We start from the raw sequence: 15,670 nt of genomic DNA, 5'->3' as shown, positions 1-15,670 counted from the left end.
TGCTTTAACGATATGATCGTTAAATAAAAAAACGCCGCAATAAGCGGCGTTTGTCTCTCATTGACCAATGCAGCGTTATTATTCGCCGATTTTGGTCCAGGTATCACGCAGACCCACGGTACGGTTAAATACCGGTTTTTCCACCGTGCTGTAACGGCTGTCCAGGCAGAAGTAACCTTCACGCTCGAACTGGAACGCTTTACCCGCTTCAGCGGCTTTCAGGGAAGGCTCCGCATAACCCTGCTTGATCACCAGAGATTCCGGGTTGATGGTCGCCAGGAAGTCTTCAGCAGCACCCGGGTTTGGCACGCTGAACAGACGATCGTACAGACGAATTTCCACCGGCAGCGCGTGGGATGCGCTCACCCAGTGAATAACGCCTTTCACCTTGCGGCCGTCCGCCGGATCTTTACTCAGCGTTTCAGCGTCATATGAACAGAAGATGGTGGTGATGTTACCTTCCGCGTCTTTCTCTACGCGCTCTGCCTTGATGACGTAGGCATTACGCAGACGCACCTCTTTACCCAACACCAGACGCTTGTACTGCTTGTTGGCTTCTTCGCGGAAGTCAGCGCGGTCGATCCAGATTTCACCGCTGAACGGCACGTCACGGCTGCCCATTTCCGGCTTATTCGGATGGTTAGGCATGGAGACCAGCTCGCTTTCACCCTGCGGATAGTTCTCGATAACCAGCTTCACCGGATCGATGACCGCCATCGCGCGCGGTGCGTTTTCGTTGAGGTCTTCGCGAATGCAGGATTCCAGAGAAGCCATTTCAATGGTGTTGTCCTGCTTGGTCACGCCGATACGTTTGCAGAACTCACGAATAGACGCGGCAGTATAACCACGACGACGCAGACCAGAGATGGTCGGCATACGCGGGTCGTCCCAGCCCTCAACGTGCTTGTCGGTCACCAGCAGGTTCAGCTTACGCTTGGACATCACGGTGTATTCCAGATTCAGACGAGAGAACTCGTACTGACGCGGATGCACAGGAATGGTGATGTTATCCAGTACCCAGTCATACAGACGGCGGTTGTCCTGGAACTCCAGCGTACACAGGGAGTGGGTGATGCCTTCCAGCGCATCGCTGATGCAGTGGGTGAAGTCGTACATCGGGTAGATGCACCACTTGTTACCGGTCTGGTGGTGTTCAGCAAATTTAATACGGTACAGCACCGGATCGCGCATCACGATGAACGGAGACGCCATATCGATTTTGGCACGCAGGCAGGCTTTGCCCTCTTCGAAGCCACCGGCACGCATTTTTTCAAACAGCGCCAGGTTCTCTTCCACGCTGCGATCGCGGAACGGGCTGTTTTTGCCCGGTGCGGTCAGCGTACCGCGATATTCACGGATCTCGTCAGCAGACAGCTCGTCGACGTACGCCAGACCTTTGTTGATAAGCTCTACCGCATAGGCGTACAGCTGATCAAAATAGTCAGAGGAGTAGCAGATATCGCCAGACCAGTTGAAGCCCAGCCATTGCACGTCGTTCTTAATGGACTCAACGTATTCGATGTCTTCTTTTACTGGGTTGGTGTCATCGAAACGTAGGTTGCACTGCCCCTGATAGTCCTGGGCAATGCCAAAGTTCAGGCAGATAGATTTTGCATGCCCGATATGCAGGTAGCCATTTGGCTCCGGCGGGAAGCGGGTATGAATTGTGGTGTGCTTACCACTGGCCAGATCTTCATCGATGATCTGACGAATAAAGTTACTCGGGCGGGCTTCTGCCTCACTCATCGTGGATTCCTCAAAGCGTAAACAACGTATAACGGCATATGATCTTATAAGCCGGACGTAGTGACAACCCTTAAAACGGCTCTGAAGAAAATAATGGGGGCATTTGCTGCAAAAAAAAGCGGCGGAGGATATCCCCCGCCGCTTAAGGCATGACTCTACTCAGGAGCGATTACTTGCCTTTAATCTCATACAGCGGCGTTTGACCCGCAACCACCTGACCTTTCGCCTGGATGACCAGGCCACTGAAGTCGTCGATGTTGCTGCAAACCACCGGGCTTATCATGGAGCGCGCGTTGGCGTTCAGGAAGTCCAGATCCATTTCCAGAACCGGCTGACCGGCCACCACTTCAGCGCCCTCTTCCACCAGGCGAGTAAAGCCCTGACCGTTCAGCGCAACGGTATCGATACCCATGTGGACAACGATCTCCGCGCCATTTTCGGTTTCGAGGCAGAACGCGTGGTTGGTGTTGAAGATTTTCACGATGGTACCGGCAGCAGGAGACACAACGGTTTTGTCCGTTGGTTTCACCGCAACACCGTCACCGACCGCTTTGCTGGCGAACGCTTCATCAGGCACCTGCTCAATCGCAACGACCTCACCGGTGACGGGAGATACCAGCGCGGCAACCGTTTTGGCGTTAGGTACCGCCTGCGGTTTTGCAGCAGCAGGGGCCGCAGCGGGCGCAGCGCTTGCTTCAGCGGCTGCAACCGGGCCGGTCGTTTTCATTGCGTTGGCAATTTTTTCCGCAACGAAGCCGACGATAATCTGCACGCTGGTTTTGTTCAGGCGGATAACACCGGACGCGCCCAGGCGTTTTGCCAGCGCTTCGTTTACCAGAGAAGAATCTTTCACGTTCAGACGCAGACGGGTGATACAGGCATCAATGCCGGTCAGGTTGTCAGAACCGCCAACAGCTGCAATGTACTGACGCGCCAGGCCTGATACGTCCTGATCCTGAACACCGCTCACGTTCACATCCTGACCATCCGCTTCGCTACCGGCCACGGCCAGTTCACGACCCGGGGTCATCAGGTTGAATTTGGTGATAGTGAAACGGAAGACCATGTAGTAGATGGCGAAGAACACCAGACCTTGTGGGATCAGCATCCACCAGTGGGTTGCCAGCGGGTTACGGGAAGAAAGCACCATATCCACCAGACCCGCACTGAAGCCAAAGCCCGCAATCCAGTGCATGCTTGCCGCGATAAACACGGAGATACCGGTCAGCACAGCGTGGATCACGTACAGCACAGGGGCCACGAACATGAAGGAGAATTCCAGCGGCTCGGTGATACCGGTGAAGAAGGCCGCAAACGCGCCCGCCATCATAATACCCAGCACTTTCGCTTTGTTTTCTGGACGCGCGCAGTGGTAGATAGCCAGCGCAGCGCCTGGAAGACCAAACATCATGATTGGGAAGAAGCCTGCCTGATAACGACCGGTAATACCGACAACCGCTTTACCTGCTTCGATGGACTGTGCGCCACCCAGGAAGTTAGGGATATCGTTAATACCCGCAACGTCGAACCAGAACACGGAGTTCAGCGCGTGGTGCAGACCAACCGGGATCAGCAGACGGTTGAAGAACGCGTACACGCCCGCACCGACGGAGCCCAGTTTCTGGATGTGTTCACCGAAGTTCACCAGACCGTCGAAGATCACCGGCCAGATGTACATCAGGATGAACGCAACAAAGATCATCACAAAGGAGGTCAGAATAGGCACCAGGCGACGACCGCTGAAGAACGACAGCGCTTTTGGCAGCTCTACGCTACTGAAGCGGTTGTACAGTTCGGCAGAGATGATACCCACAAGGATACCGACAAACTGGTTGCTGATCTTACCGAATGCCGCCGGAACCTGGTCCGCCGGAATTTTTTGGATCATGGCCACCGCTGCAGGCGAGCAGAGAGTGGTTAACACCAGGAAACCGACAAAACCGGTCAGCGCAGCGGCACCGTCTTTGTCTTTGGACATACCGTAAGCCACACCAATTGCAAACAACACGGACATGTTGTCGATAATGGCGGAGCCTGACTTGATAAAGAACGCCGCCAGCGCGCTGGTGTTACCCCAGCCGTTGGGGTCGATCCAGTAGCCGACACCCATCAGGATGGCTGCGGCAGGCAGCGTGGCGACCGGCACCATCAGTGCGCGACCAACCTTTTGTAAATAACCTAGAATACTCACTTTCTTCCCCCTATGAGACCCCGTTTAAGGCATGTTCTCAGCTCTGTTTTTTATTGTGTCACGAACTCTATATACAGTTGATGATTCACTGGCATTGTGAGTGTGTGAAAAATTAATTCGTATCGCAAATTAAACGCGTACTTTTTGTGATTTTTGTCACCAAATATCGTTTATTACCCTCCCTTTCACTGGCTAACAACGAAAACTTATTTTATCATTCGAAAAATCAAGACGGATTGATCCGGCCTGAAAGGTTCCAGGTTACGCTTAAGCATCAGGTTCCGATAGCCATCCGCCCACTCTTCTACTTTAACTCTTGAGGTGAACAATGAGACTGATTCCCCTGGCAACTGCTGAACAAGTCGGCAAATGGGCCGCTCGCCATATCGTTAACCGCATTAACGCGTTCAAACCGACCGCCGATCGTCCTTTCGTACTGGGTCTCCCGACGGGGGGTACTCCGCTGACCGCGTATAAAGCCCTGGTAGAGATGCACAAAGCAGGCCAGGTTAGCTTCAAACATGTTGTGACCTTCAACATGGACGAATACGTCGGCTTACCGAAAGAACATCCGGAAAGCTACCATAGCTTTATGCACCGCAATTTCTTTGATCACGTTGATATTCCATCTGAAAATATTAACCTGCTGAATGGAAACGCGCCGGATATTGACGCAGAATGCCGTCAGTATGAAGAAAAAATCCGTTCCTACGGTAAAATCCACCTGTTCATGGGCGGTGTAGGCAACGACGGTCATATCGCGTTTAACGAACCGGCGTCATCTCTCGCTTCCCGTACGCGTATTAAAACGCTGACCCATGACACACGCGTGGCAAACTCCCGCTTCTTTGACGGTGACGTTAACCAGGTTCCAAAATACGCTCTGACCGTAGGCGTAGGCACCCTGCTGGATGCCGAAGAAGTGATGATTTTGGTCCTGGGCGGCGTGAAAGCGCAGGCGCTGCAGGCTGCCGTTGAAGGCAACGTGAACCATATGTGGACCATCAGCTGCCTGCAGCTGCATCCTAAATCAGTCATCGTTTGCGACGAGCCGTCCACGATGGAGCTGAAGGTGAAAACGCTGAAATACTTCAACGAGTTAGAAGCTGAGAACATCAAAGGTCTGTAATTGAATAACCGCCTCTTCATCAAGAGGCGGCCGCTTTTTTTAACCGGGGGTCGTTATGTACGCTTTAACCCACGGTCGGATTTATACCGGCCATGATATTCTGGATGACCATGCGATTGTTATCGCCAATGGCCTGATTGAACGTGTTTGCCCGCTGGCAGAGCTGCCGCCGGAGATTGAACAGCGCTCACTCAATGGAGCAGTAATCTCCCCCGGTTTCATCGACGTACAGCTGAACGGCTGCGGCGGTGTGCAATTTAATGACTCCGCCGATGCGGTAACGGTCGAAACGCTGGAGATCATGCAGAAAGCCAACGAGAAATCAGGCTGCACCAGCTATCTGCCAACGCTCATTACCAGCAGTGATGACCTCATGAAGCAGGGTATCCGCGTGATGCGCGAATACCTGGCCAAATATCCGAATCAGGCGCTGGGTCTGCACCTTGAAGGGCCATGGCTGAATATGGTCAAGAAAGGGACGCATAACCCGAATTACGTGCGTAAACCTGATGCGGAACTGGTTGACTACATGTGCGCGAATGCCGACGTCATCACCAAAGTGACGCTGGCGCCTGAAATGACCGGCACTGACGTCATCAGCAAACTGGCCGCCGCCGGGATTGTTGTATCAGCGGGCCACTCTAACGCCACGCTGAAAGAGGCCAAAGCCGGCTTCCGCGCGGGCATTACCTTCGCGACGCACCTTTATAACGCCATGCCGTACATCACGGGACGTGAACCGGGTCTGGTCGGCGCGATTCTGGATGAGCCAGACGTTTACTGCGGCATTATCGCGGACGGTTTACACGTCGATTACACCAACATTCGCAATGCCAAGCGGCTGAAAGGTGACAAACTCTGTCTGGTAACGGATGCCACCGCCCCGGCAGGTGCAAATATTGAGCAGTTCATTTTTGCCGGTAAAACAATATACTACCGCAATGGACTGTGTGTGGATGAAAACGGTACGCTGAGTGGTTCCTCTTTGACCATGATTGAAGGGGTGCGTAACCTGGTTGAGCATTGCGGGATTGCGCTTGATGAAGTCCTGCGTATGGCCACCCTTTATCCAGCTCGCGCTATGGGCGTGGATAAACAGCTTGGCGGAATTGCACCAGGTATGGTTGCAAACCTGACGGCATTCACACACGATTATAAAATTATTAAGACCATCGTTAATGGTAACGAGGTCGTCACTGAGTAAGTAAAAGTATGACACCTGGCGGACAAGCTCAAATTGGTAATGTCGATCTCGTTAAACAACTTAACAGTGCGGCGGTATATCGTCTGATTGACCAACACGGGCCAATCTCACGTATTCAAATAGCCGAACAAAGCCAGCTTGCTCCCGCCAGCGTGACAAAAATTACCCGCCAGCTCATTGAGCGCGGTCTGATCAAAGAAGTCGATCAGCAGGCTTCCACCGGGGGCCGCCGCGCGATCTCCATTATTACCGAAACCCGCAATTTTCAGGCAATTGGCGTCCGGCTGGGTCGCCATGACACCACGCTCACGCTCTACGATCTGAGCAGCAAAGCCATTGCGGAAGAGCACTATCCCCTTCCGGAGCGCACCCAGGAGACGCTGGAGCATGCGCTGCTGAATACCATCGCGCAGTTTATTGAAAGCTGTCAGCGCAAGATCCGCGAACTCATCGCCATCTCCGTCATTCTTCCCGGCCTGGTCGATCCGGAAAGCGGCGTGATCCGCTATATGCCGCACATTCAGGTTGAAAACTGGGGGCTGGTCGACGCGCTGGAGAAACGTTTCAAAGTGACCTGCTTTGTGGGCCACGACATTCGCTCACTGGCGCTGGCTGAGCACTACTTTGGTGCGAGCCAGGATTGCGAAGACTCTATTCTGGTGCGCGTTCACCGCGGTACGGGCGCAGGCATTATCTCTAACGGCCGAATTTTTATCGGTCGCAACGGTAACGTCGGTGAGATTGGCCACATTCAGGTTGAACCCCTCGGTGAGCGCTGCCACTGCGGCAACTTCGGTTGCCTTGAAACCATTGCTGCCAACACGGCCATCGAGCAGCGCGTTCGCCATCTGCTGGAGCAGGGTTATCAAAGCCGCGTCACGCCCGACGATTGCAAGATAGGCACCATCTGCAAAGCCGCCAATAAGGGCGACGCGCTGGCCTGTGAAGTGATCGAGCAGGTGGGGCGCCATCTGGGGAAAACCATCGCCATCGCCATTAACCTGTTTAACCCGCAAAAAGTGGTGATCGCGGGTGAAATTGTGGAGGCAGAAAAGGTGCTGCTGCCCGCCATTGAAGGCTGTATTAACACCCAGGCGCTGAAAGCATTCCGCCAGAACCTCCCGGTGGTTCGATCAAAGCTTGACCATCGCTCGGCGATTGGCGCGTTCGCGCTGGTCAAACGCGCCATGCTCAACGGGATCCTGCTCCAGCATTTGCTGGAAAGTTGATCGGGACTTATAGTAACGCCTTCTTTTTTTGATGCCGGATTGTCCATGACCATTAAGAATGTAATTTGTGATATCGACGGCGTGCTGATGCACGACAACGTTGCCGTGCCGGGTGCTGCGGAGTTTCTTCACCGCATCATCGACAAAGGAATGCCTCTGGTTCTTCTCACGAACTACCCTTCCCAAACCGGTCAGGATCTGGCAAACCGCTTTGCCACGGCGGGCGTCGACGTTCCGGACAGCGTGTTTTATACCTCGGCGATGGCCACGGCGGATTTCCTGAAGCGTCAGGAAGGGAAAAAAGCCTACGTCGTCGGTGAAGGCGCGCTGATCCACGAGCTGTACAAAGCGGGTTTTACCATCACCGATGTTAACCCGGACTTTGTGATTGTGGGTGAAACGCGCTCCTATAACTGGGAGATGATGCATAAGGCATCCTTCTTTGTGGCTAACGGCGCGCGCTTTATTGCGACCAATCCGGATACCCATGGCCGTGGTTTTTATCCGGCCTGCGGCGCGCTGTGCGCCGGTATTGAGAAGATCTCCGGGCGCAAACCATTCTATGTTGGCAAGCCAAGCCCGTGGATTATCCGCGCCGCGCTCAACAAGATGCAGGCCCACTCCGAAGAAACCGTTATCGTCGGCGACAACCTGCGCACCGATATTCTGGCCGGTTTCCAGGCGGGTCTGGAGACGATTCTGGTCCTCTCCGGCGTCTCTCAGCTTGATGACATAGACTCGATGCCGTTCCGGCCAAGCTGGATCTACCCCTCCGTCGATGAAATTGACATCATCTGATACCGAACCACGCCTCAGGGCGTGGTTCTTTATTTTTACGCCTGCAAAACACAACCCCATCTAACAAAAAAGCACTTTCATTGCATAATCATCAATAAATGTGCTCATGGCATACGCATTTTTCACCGATCCGCAACCGCCATTGCACTATTTCCGCTTTTACCCGTAAAACGCTTGCGCGCCCTGCCCCTTTGCGGCATTTTCATAAGCAAGCAACATTACAAAGCAACAGGGTTAACGGAGAAGGTTATGTGTTCAATTTTTGGCGTACTGGATATTAAAACTGACGCGGGCGAACTGCGTAAAAAGGCACTCGAACTGTCCCGCCTGATGCGCCATCGCGGTCCGGACTGGTCCGGCGTTTACGCCAGTGACAAAGCGATTCTGGCTCACGAACGTCTGTCTATTGTTGACGTCAACGCCGGTGCACAGCCGCTGTATAACGAGAAAAAAACGCACGCGCTGGCCGTCAACGGTGAGATCTACAACCACCAGGTGCTGCGCGCCGAGTACGGCGACCGCTACGCCTTCCAGACCGGCTCTGACTGTGAAGTCATCCTGGCGCTGTATCAGGAGAAAGGCCCCGAGTTCCTGGACGACCTGCAGGGCATGTTCGCCTTCGCCCTGTACGACAGCGAAAAAGACGCCTGGCTGATTGGCCGTGACCACATTGGTATTATCCCGCTGTACATGGGCCACGATGAACACGGTAACTTCTATGTTGCGTCTGAAATGAAAGCCCTGGTACCGGTCTGCCGTACTATTAAAGAGTTCCCGGCGGGAAGCTACCTGTGGAGTAAAGACGGCGAGATCCGTCAGTATTATCAGCGTGACTGGTTCGACTACGACGCGGTGAAAGACAACGTCACGGACAAAGCCGAGCTGCGTCAGGCGCTGGAAGATTCCGTTAAAAGCCACCTGATGTCTGACGTGCCATACGGCGTGCTGCTCTCCGGCGGTCTGGACTCCTCCGTGATCTCCGCGATCACCAAGAAATTCGCCGCGCGCCGCGTGGAAGATCAGGAGCGTTCAGAAGCCTGGTGGCCACAGCTGCACTCCTTTGCCGTGGGTCTTGAAGGGGCACCTGACCTGAAGGCCGCGCAGGAAGTGGCAAACCACCTGGGTACTGTGCACCATGAAATTCACTTCACCGTGCAGGAAGGCCTGGATGCGATCCGCGATGTGATCTATCACATTGAAACCTATGACGTAACAACAATTCGCGCCTCCACGCCGATGTACCTGATGTCGCGTAAGATCAAAGCGATGGGCATCAAGATGGTGCTCTCCGGTGAAGGTTCTGACGAAGTGTTTGGCGGCTACCTGTATTTCCACAAAGCGCCGAACGCTAAAGAGCTGCACGAAGAGACCGTGCGTAAGCTGCAGGCCCTGCATATGTTTGACTGCGCGCGCGCCAACAAAGCGATGTCGGCATGGGGTGTTGAAGCGCGCGTTCCGTTCCTGGATAAGAAATTCCTCGACGTGGCGATGCGCATCAACCCGCAGGATAAAATGTGCGGCAACGGCAAAATGGAAAAACATATCCTGCGTGAATGTTTTGAATCCTACCTGCCGGCAAGCGTTGCCTGGCGTCAGAAAGAGCAGTTCTCTGATGGCGTCGGCTATAGCTGGATCGATACCCTGAAAGAGGTGGCGGCAAAACAGGTTTCTGACCAACAGCTGGAAACCGCAAGCTTCCGCTTCCCATACAACACGCCAGGCTCGAAAGAGGCGTATCTGTACCGCGAAATTTTTGAAGAGCTGTTCCCGGTTCCGAGCGCTGCGGAGTGCGTACCGGGTGGTCCTTCCGTCGCCTGCTCTTCTGCTAAAGCGATTGAATGGGATGAATCGTTCAAATCCATGAACGATCCATCAGGACGTGCGGTAGGCGTTCACCAGTCAGCCTACAAGTAATCACTCAAATCGCACCAGGGCCCCTCAGGGGGCCCTATTTTTTTGCCTCACATTTCATCGCCAAAAACCGATTAATAACCAATAATTGCCGAATATTCGGTCACGCTGTTCGCAACCTAACCAAACAGTCACATTCCGGCTATTTTCGTTGAAAAAGGTGTTGACGCTGCAAGGGTCTATACGCATAATGCGCCCCGCAACGCCGATAAGGTAACGCGAAAAAAGATGGCTACGTAGCTCAGTTGGTTAGAGCACATCACTCATAATGATGGGGTCACAGGTTCGAATCCCGTCGTAGCCACCATCTTTTTTGCGGGAGTGGCGAAATTGGTAGACGCACCAGATTTAGGTTCTGGCGCCGCAAGGTGTGCGAGTTCAAGTCTCGCCTCCCGCACCATTCCCAGGTAAGCGTTGCACGGATGGGGTATCGCCAAGCGGTAAGGCACCGGTTTTTGATACCGGCATTCCCTGGTTCGAATCCAGGTACCCCAGCCATATTTCTTCGATTTTGCGGTTCTCCGCGGTATTGGGGTATCGCCAAGCGGTAAGGCACCGGTTTTTGATACCGGCATTCCCTGGTTCGAATCCAGGTACCCCAGCCATCGAAGATTGCAGTACTGGCTACGTAGCTCAGTTGGTTAGAGCACATCACTCATAATGATGGGGTCACAGGTTCGAATCCCGTCGTAGCCACCAAATTTAGATTGTCGATTTTTCGGTAATCAAGACAAATTGTTGGGGTATCGCCAAGCGGTAAGGCACCGGATTCTGATTCCGGCATTCCGAGGTTCGAATCCTCGTACCCCAGCCAATTTAAAAAGTCGTTAAGCAGTTTGTTTAACGCAATTGGGGTGTCGCCAAGCGGTAAGGCTCTGGTTTCTGATACCAGCATTCCGGGGTTCGAATCCCTGCACCCCAGCCACTTAGTAACAAACAAGCCCGCTCTGCGGGCTTGTTTGTTTTTGTTGTTCGACATTGTGCGGCCTGATTCCCCCTCACCCTAACCCTCTCCCCAAAGGGGCGAGGGAATAGTCGGAGCAAAGATTAGAGGCCGAGGGCGTACTTCAGGGCCTGACGCTTCAGACCACCGGCGCGTTCCGCCGCCATTAAACCAATATTACGCAGAATGCGCACCGGGGCTAAATCATTGCTGAACCCGGCATAGAACAGATCCATTCCCGACTGCATGATAAAGTTATCCGCCATGCGACGCGTCTGGTAACGCTTCAGAACCTGATGGCTGGACCAGTTTTCCGCATGCCCGCGGGCGCTGCTCAACACATCCAGCAACGCCTCAACGTCACGATATCCCAGGTTCACACCCTGCCCGGCCAGCGGGTGAATGGTGTGTGCCGCATCCCCCACCAGCGCCAGCCCTTCACGGGCATACTGCAAAGCGTGACGACGCGTGAGCGGGAATGCCCCTGCAGCGACCGGCGTAACGTTGCCCAGACGGCTCGGGAAGTTCAGATGGATTTCCCGCTGCAATTGCTCCATTGAAAGCCCCTGCAGCTGGCGAATGCGCGCCGGTTTGTCGTACCACACCAGCGACGCCCAGTTATCGAACAGCGGTAAAAAGGCGTGCGGACCATTCGGGGTAAAGTGCTGCCAGGTGCTCTCACCGGGCGCATTTTCACACTGAACGGTGATCAGCATGCAAGACTGCTGATACTGCCAGGCATGAACGCCAATGCCCGCCATCTGTCTGACCTGCGAATTGGCACCATCCGCCCCCACCACCAGCTTCACGGCCAGCTCATCGCCATTATCCAGCGTCAGCACATATCCACCCGGTTGATGATGCAACGCCTTGAGTGAGTCAGGAACTCGCAGCGTTACCTTCGGGTGCGCCTCCAGCGCCTGCCAGAGCGCCCGCTGGAGCACGTTGTTTTCCACCATATAGCCCAGGCGCGGTAGCTTCAGCTCAGCGGCATCAAACGCGACGTGGGCATTTTCCCACTCCCAGGTTTCAAGACGGCTGTAAGGATGGGCGCGCATCGCCAGCACCGCCTCCCATACGCCCAGCCCGCGCAGAAGATCAACGGAGGCGGCGCTGATAGCGGAGATGCGCACATCCGGATTGGCCGCCGGGTCGTATTGCGCAGGCACCGACAGTTCAATTACCGTTACCTCAAATCCCTGCTGCGCCAGCCCCAGCGCCAGCGCGCCGCCGACCATACCGCCGCCGACAACGGCAACTTCGGTGTGTTGGAGTGTCATGGTCAATTTTCCTTATTGGAGAATCCCTTAAGTTTACCGGATTTTTTCGGTCCTGAGACACATAACCTTCATACTGGTCACAACCCCACCAAAGCATTACAATACGCGGCTTGCAATCCTGAGCTGAGCAAGTCGATGACTAAAAAACTCCATATAAAAACCTGGGGCTGTCAGATGAACGAATACGATTCATCCAAGATGGCCGATCTGCTGGATACCACCCACGGATACCAGCTGACTGAAAATGCGAAAGAAGCGGACGTGCTGCTGCTGAACACCTGTTCCATTCGTGAAAAAGCGCAGGAAAAAGTCTTTCACGTATTAGGTCGCTGGAAACTCCTCAAGCGAAAAAATCCGGACCTGATCATCGGCGTGGGTGGCTGCGTCGCATCGCAGGAAGGCAAGCTGATTCGCCAGAGAGCCCCCTATGTGGATATTGTCTTTGGGCCGCAGACCCTGCACCGTCTGCCTGAGATGATCAATCAGGTTCGCGGCAATCGCAGCCCGGTCGTTGACGTCAGCTTCCCGGAAATCGAAAAATTTGACCGCCTGACGGAGCCGCGCGCCGATGGCCCGACCGCCTTCGTCTCCATCATGGAAGGCTGCAACAAATATTGTACTTACTGCGTGGTGCCGTACACCCGCGGTGAAGAGGTCAGCCGCCCGGCAGATGACATTCTGTTTGAAATCGCGCAGCTTGCCGCACAGGGCGTCCGCGAAGTGAACCTGCTGGGCCAGAACGTTAACGCCTGGCGCGGAGAGAACTACGACGGCACCACCGGCAGCTTTGCTGAACTGCTGCGTCTGGTGGCCGCGATTGACGGCATCGACCGCATTCGTTTTACCACCAGCCATCCGATGGAATTTACCGACGACATCATCGACGTCTATCGCGATACGCCAGAGCTGGTGAGCTTCCTGCACCTGCCGATTCAGTGCGGCTCTGACCGCGTGCTGAACCTGATGGGCCGCCCTCACACGGTGCTGGAGTATAAGTCGACCATCCGTAAGCTGCGTGAAGCCCGTCCGGATATCCAGATAAGCTCTGACTTTATCGTCGGCTTCCCTGGCGAAACCGCTGATGACTTCGAGCGCACCATGAAGCTCATCGGCGAAGTGAACTTTGACGTCAGCTACAGCTTCATCTTCTCCGCGCGTCCGGGAACGCCCGCGGCCGACATGGTTGACGATGTGTCTGAAGAAGAGAAGAAGCAGCGTCTGTATATTCTGCAGGAGCGCATCAACCAGCAGGCCAACGCCTGGAGCCGCCGCATGCTCGGCACCGTTCAGCGCATTCTGGTAGAAGGCACTTCGCGCAAGAGCATTATGGAACTCTCTGGCCGCACCGAGAATAACCGCGTGGTGAACTTTGAAGGCACCCCGGACATGATCGGTAAATTTGTGGACGTTGAGATTGTCGACGTGCTGACCAACTCGCTGCGCGCAAAAGTGGTACGCACCGAAGACGAAATGGGCCTGCGTATTGCAGAATCGCCGGAATCCGTGATTTCGCGTACCCGCAAAGAAAACGATTCTGGCGTGGGAATTTACCAGCCTTAATCCTCATGGCCTGCCTTTCCGGCAGGCCTTGTATTTCCTCTTATCGTCCCCAATATCATCCGCAACGCTTGCGCCTTTATTCTATGGCGTGAATAATTTCGGTAATGACCGTTTTATTACGCCCTGTCGCAACGGATCAGTTAACCAATCAAAGAGGAACAGTTTGAACATAGATACGCGTGAAATTAGCCTTGAGCCAGCAGACAACGCTCGCCTGCTGAGCCTGTGCGGGCCGTTTGATGACAACATCAAACAACTGGAGCGACGTCTGGGTATCGAAATCAATCGTCGCGATAATCATTTCAAACTTACCGGACGCCCTATCTGCGTCAATGCCGCCGCGGACATCCTGCGTAGCCTGTATGTCGATACCGCCCCGATGCGCGGCGAAATTCAGGATATTGAACCGGAACAGATCCACCTCGCCATTAAAGAGGCGCGCGTGCTGGAACAGAGCGCGGAAAGCGTGCCGGACTATGGCAAAGCCATTAACATCAAGACCAAACGTGGCGTGATTAAGCCGCGCACCCCAAACCAGGCGCAGTACATCGCCAACATTCTTGACCATGACATCACCTTTGGCGTGGGTCCGGCAGGTACGGGTAAAACCTATCTGGCCGTTGCCGCTGCGGTTGATGCGCTGGAGCGCCAGGACATCCGGCGCATCCTGCTGACCCGCCCTGCCGTTGAAGCAGGTGAAAAGCTGGGCTTCCTGCCGGGCGACCTGAGCCAGAAGGTCGACCCGTATCTGCGCCCTTTATACGATGCGTTGTTTGAGATGCTGGGCTTTGAGAAGGTCGAGAAGCTCATTGAGCGTAACGTTATCGAAGTTGCTCCGCTTGCCTACATGCGTGGCCGTACGCTGAACGATGCGTTCATCATCCTCGATGAAAGCCAGAACACCACCATCGAACAGATGAAGATGTTCCTGACGCGTATCGGCTTTAACTCTAAGGCAGTCATTACGGGTGACGTGACGCAGATTGACCTGCCGCGCAGCACCAAATCGGGCCTGCGCCACGCCATTGAGGTGCTGGCCGAGGTCGACGAAATCAGCTTTAACTTCTTCCACAGTGAAGACGTGGTACGCCACCCGGTGGTCGCGCGTATCGTTAACGCTTATGAAGCCTGGGAAGAGGCGGATCAGAAGCGTAAGGCCGAACTGGCCGCAGAACGTAAGCGCGAAGCGCAGGAGCAAGAACAGAAATGAGTCAGGTGATCCTCGATTTACAGCTGGCCTGTGAAGATAATTCCGGCATGCCGGATGAGGCACAGTTTCAGAAATGGCTGGATGCCGTTATCCCCCAGTTTCAGGAAGAATCAGAAGTCACGATTCGCCTGGTGGATGAAGCAGAAAGCCACGAGCTTAACCTGACCTACCGCGGGAAAGATAAGCCGACCAACGTGCTCTCTTTCCCGTTCGAAGCGCCGCCGGGTATCGAGATGCCGCTGTTGGGCGATCTGATCATCTGCCGTCAGGTGGTTGAACAGGAAGCCAAAGAGCAGCAAAAACCCCTTGAGGCCCACTGGGCGCACATGGTGGTACACGGCAGCCTGCATCTGCTCGGCTACGATCATATCGAAGACGACGAAGCGGAAGAGATGGAGTCCCTCGAGACAGAGATAATGCTTGCTCTGGGCTATGAGGATCCGTACATTGCCGAGAAAGAATAGTCCGT

11 protein-coding genes and 7 tRNA genes are annotated in these 15,670 nt (G+C 54.4%); 15 read left to right on the top strand and 3 right to left on the bottom strand.

Translation table 11 applies throughout. From position 1 onward, the window contains the following. Positions 1 to 78: 78 nt before the first annotated feature. Positions 79 to 1,746 carry a glutamine--tRNA ligase gene (gene glnS / locus M2433_RS06800; RefSeq protein ID WP_429053395.1) on the bottom strand — a complete coding sequence of 556 codons (1,668 nt, stop codon included), beginning with the start codon at positions 1,744 to 1,746 and terminating at the stop codon, positions 79 to 81. 169 nt (positions 1,747 to 1,915) lie between these two features. Next, positions 1,916 to 3,937, bottom strand: coding sequence for an N-acetylglucosamine-specific PTS transporter subunit IIBC (nagE, locus tag M2433_RS06795; protein WP_429053396.1), 2,022 nt, complete (start codon positions 3,935 to 3,937; stop codon positions 1,916 to 1,918). A gap of 328 nt (positions 3,938 to 4,265) precedes the next feature. Here nagE and nagB point away from each other — a divergent pair, with 328 nt between their 5' ends. From nagB to M2433_RS06735, 12 genes are all read left to right on the top strand, one after another. Next, entirely contained in the window at positions 4,266 to 5,066 is an 801-nt protein-coding gene (gene nagB / locus M2433_RS06790; RefSeq protein ID WP_047347090.1) for a glucosamine-6-phosphate deaminase, read from the top strand. 55 nt (positions 5,067 to 5,121) lie between these two features. Then, positions 5,122 to 6,270, top strand: coding sequence for an N-acetylglucosamine-6-phosphate deacetylase (gene nagA, locus M2433_RS06785; RefSeq protein ID WP_063955515.1), 1,149 nt, complete (start codon positions 5,122 to 5,124; stop codon positions 6,268 to 6,270). Between the two features lie 8 nt (positions 6,271 to 6,278). After that, positions 6,279 to 7,499 (top strand): DNA-binding transcriptional regulator NagC, encoded by a 1,221-nt coding sequence (nagC, locus tag M2433_RS06780; RefSeq protein WP_429053397.1) that lies wholly within the window; start codon positions 6,279 to 6,281, stop codon positions 7,497 to 7,499. A 45-nt stretch (positions 7,500 to 7,544) separates the two neighbouring features. Beyond that, complete coding sequence (nagD, locus tag M2433_RS06775; RefSeq protein ID WP_008501057.1) at positions 7,545 to 8,297, top strand: ribonucleotide monophosphatase NagD; 753 nt, start codon at positions 7,545 to 7,547, stop codon at positions 8,295 to 8,297. A gap of 249 nt (positions 8,298 to 8,546) precedes the next feature. Next, entirely contained in the window at positions 8,547 to 10,211 is a 1,665-nt protein-coding gene (asnB, locus tag M2433_RS06770) for an asparagine synthase B (RefSeq protein WP_429053398.1), read from the top strand. Positions 10,212 to 10,438: 227 nt separating this feature from the next. Beyond that, positions 10,439 to 10,515: transfer RNA gene (locus M2433_RS06765), tRNA-Met, on the top strand. A gap of 8 nt (positions 10,516 to 10,523) precedes the next feature. Beyond that, positions 10,524 to 10,608 (top strand) — tRNA-Leu (locus tag M2433_RS06760). A 23-nt stretch (positions 10,609 to 10,631) separates the two neighbouring features. Continuing rightward, a tRNA-Gln gene (locus M2433_RS06755) sits at positions 10,632 to 10,706 on the top strand. 32 nt (positions 10,707 to 10,738) lie between these two features. Continuing rightward, positions 10,739 to 10,813: transfer RNA gene (locus M2433_RS06750), tRNA-Gln, on the top strand. Between the two features lie 17 nt (positions 10,814 to 10,830). Beyond that, positions 10,831 to 10,907: transfer RNA gene (locus M2433_RS06745), tRNA-Met, on the top strand. 40 nt (positions 10,908 to 10,947) lie between these two features. Continuing rightward, positions 10,948 to 11,022: transfer RNA gene (locus M2433_RS06740), tRNA-Gln, on the top strand. A gap of 36 nt (positions 11,023 to 11,058) precedes the next feature. Further along, a tRNA-Gln gene (locus M2433_RS06735) sits at positions 11,059 to 11,133 on the top strand. 122 nt (positions 11,134 to 11,255) lie between these two features. Here M2433_RS06735 and ubiF read toward each other — a convergent pair. Next, positions 11,256 to 12,431, bottom strand: coding sequence for a 3-demethoxyubiquinol 3-hydroxylase (gene ubiF, locus M2433_RS06730; RefSeq protein WP_429053399.1), 1,176 nt, complete (start codon positions 12,429 to 12,431; stop codon positions 11,256 to 11,258). A 135-nt stretch (positions 12,432 to 12,566) separates the two neighbouring features. On the opposite strand from ubiF, the gene miaB reads away from it, so the two are divergent. The 3 genes from miaB (at position 12,567) to ybeY (ending at position 15,665) form a co-directional block, all read left to right on the top strand. Continuing rightward, complete coding sequence (gene miaB, locus M2433_RS06725) at positions 12,567 to 13,991, top strand: tRNA (N6-isopentenyl adenosine(37)-C2)-methylthiotransferase MiaB (RefSeq protein ID WP_429053400.1); 1,425 nt, start codon at positions 12,567 to 12,569, stop codon at positions 13,989 to 13,991. Positions 13,992 to 14,154: 163 nt separating this feature from the next. Then, a complete protein-coding gene (locus tag M2433_RS06720; RefSeq protein ID WP_047347093.1) occupies positions 14,155 to 15,201 on the top strand; it encodes a PhoH family protein in 1,047 nt (348 codons plus the stop codon). Next, complete coding sequence (gene ybeY / locus M2433_RS06715) at positions 15,198 to 15,665, top strand: rRNA maturation RNase YbeY (RefSeq protein ID WP_008501052.1); 468 nt, start codon at positions 15,198 to 15,200, stop codon at positions 15,663 to 15,665. The genes M2433_RS06720 and ybeY overlap by 4 nt, the downstream gene beginning before the upstream one ends. The last annotated feature ends 5 nt before the right edge of the window (positions 15,666 to 15,670 follow it).

Origin of the sequence: Enterobacter sp. AC1, assembly GCF_050434705.1 — a bacterium.
Taxonomy (GTDB): Bacteria; Pseudomonadota; Gammaproteobacteria; order Enterobacterales; family Enterobacteriaceae; genus Enterobacter; species Enterobacter cloacae_L.
Note: the sequence above shows the minus strand (reverse complement) of the source record. Positions and strands in the feature narration are given on the sequence as shown.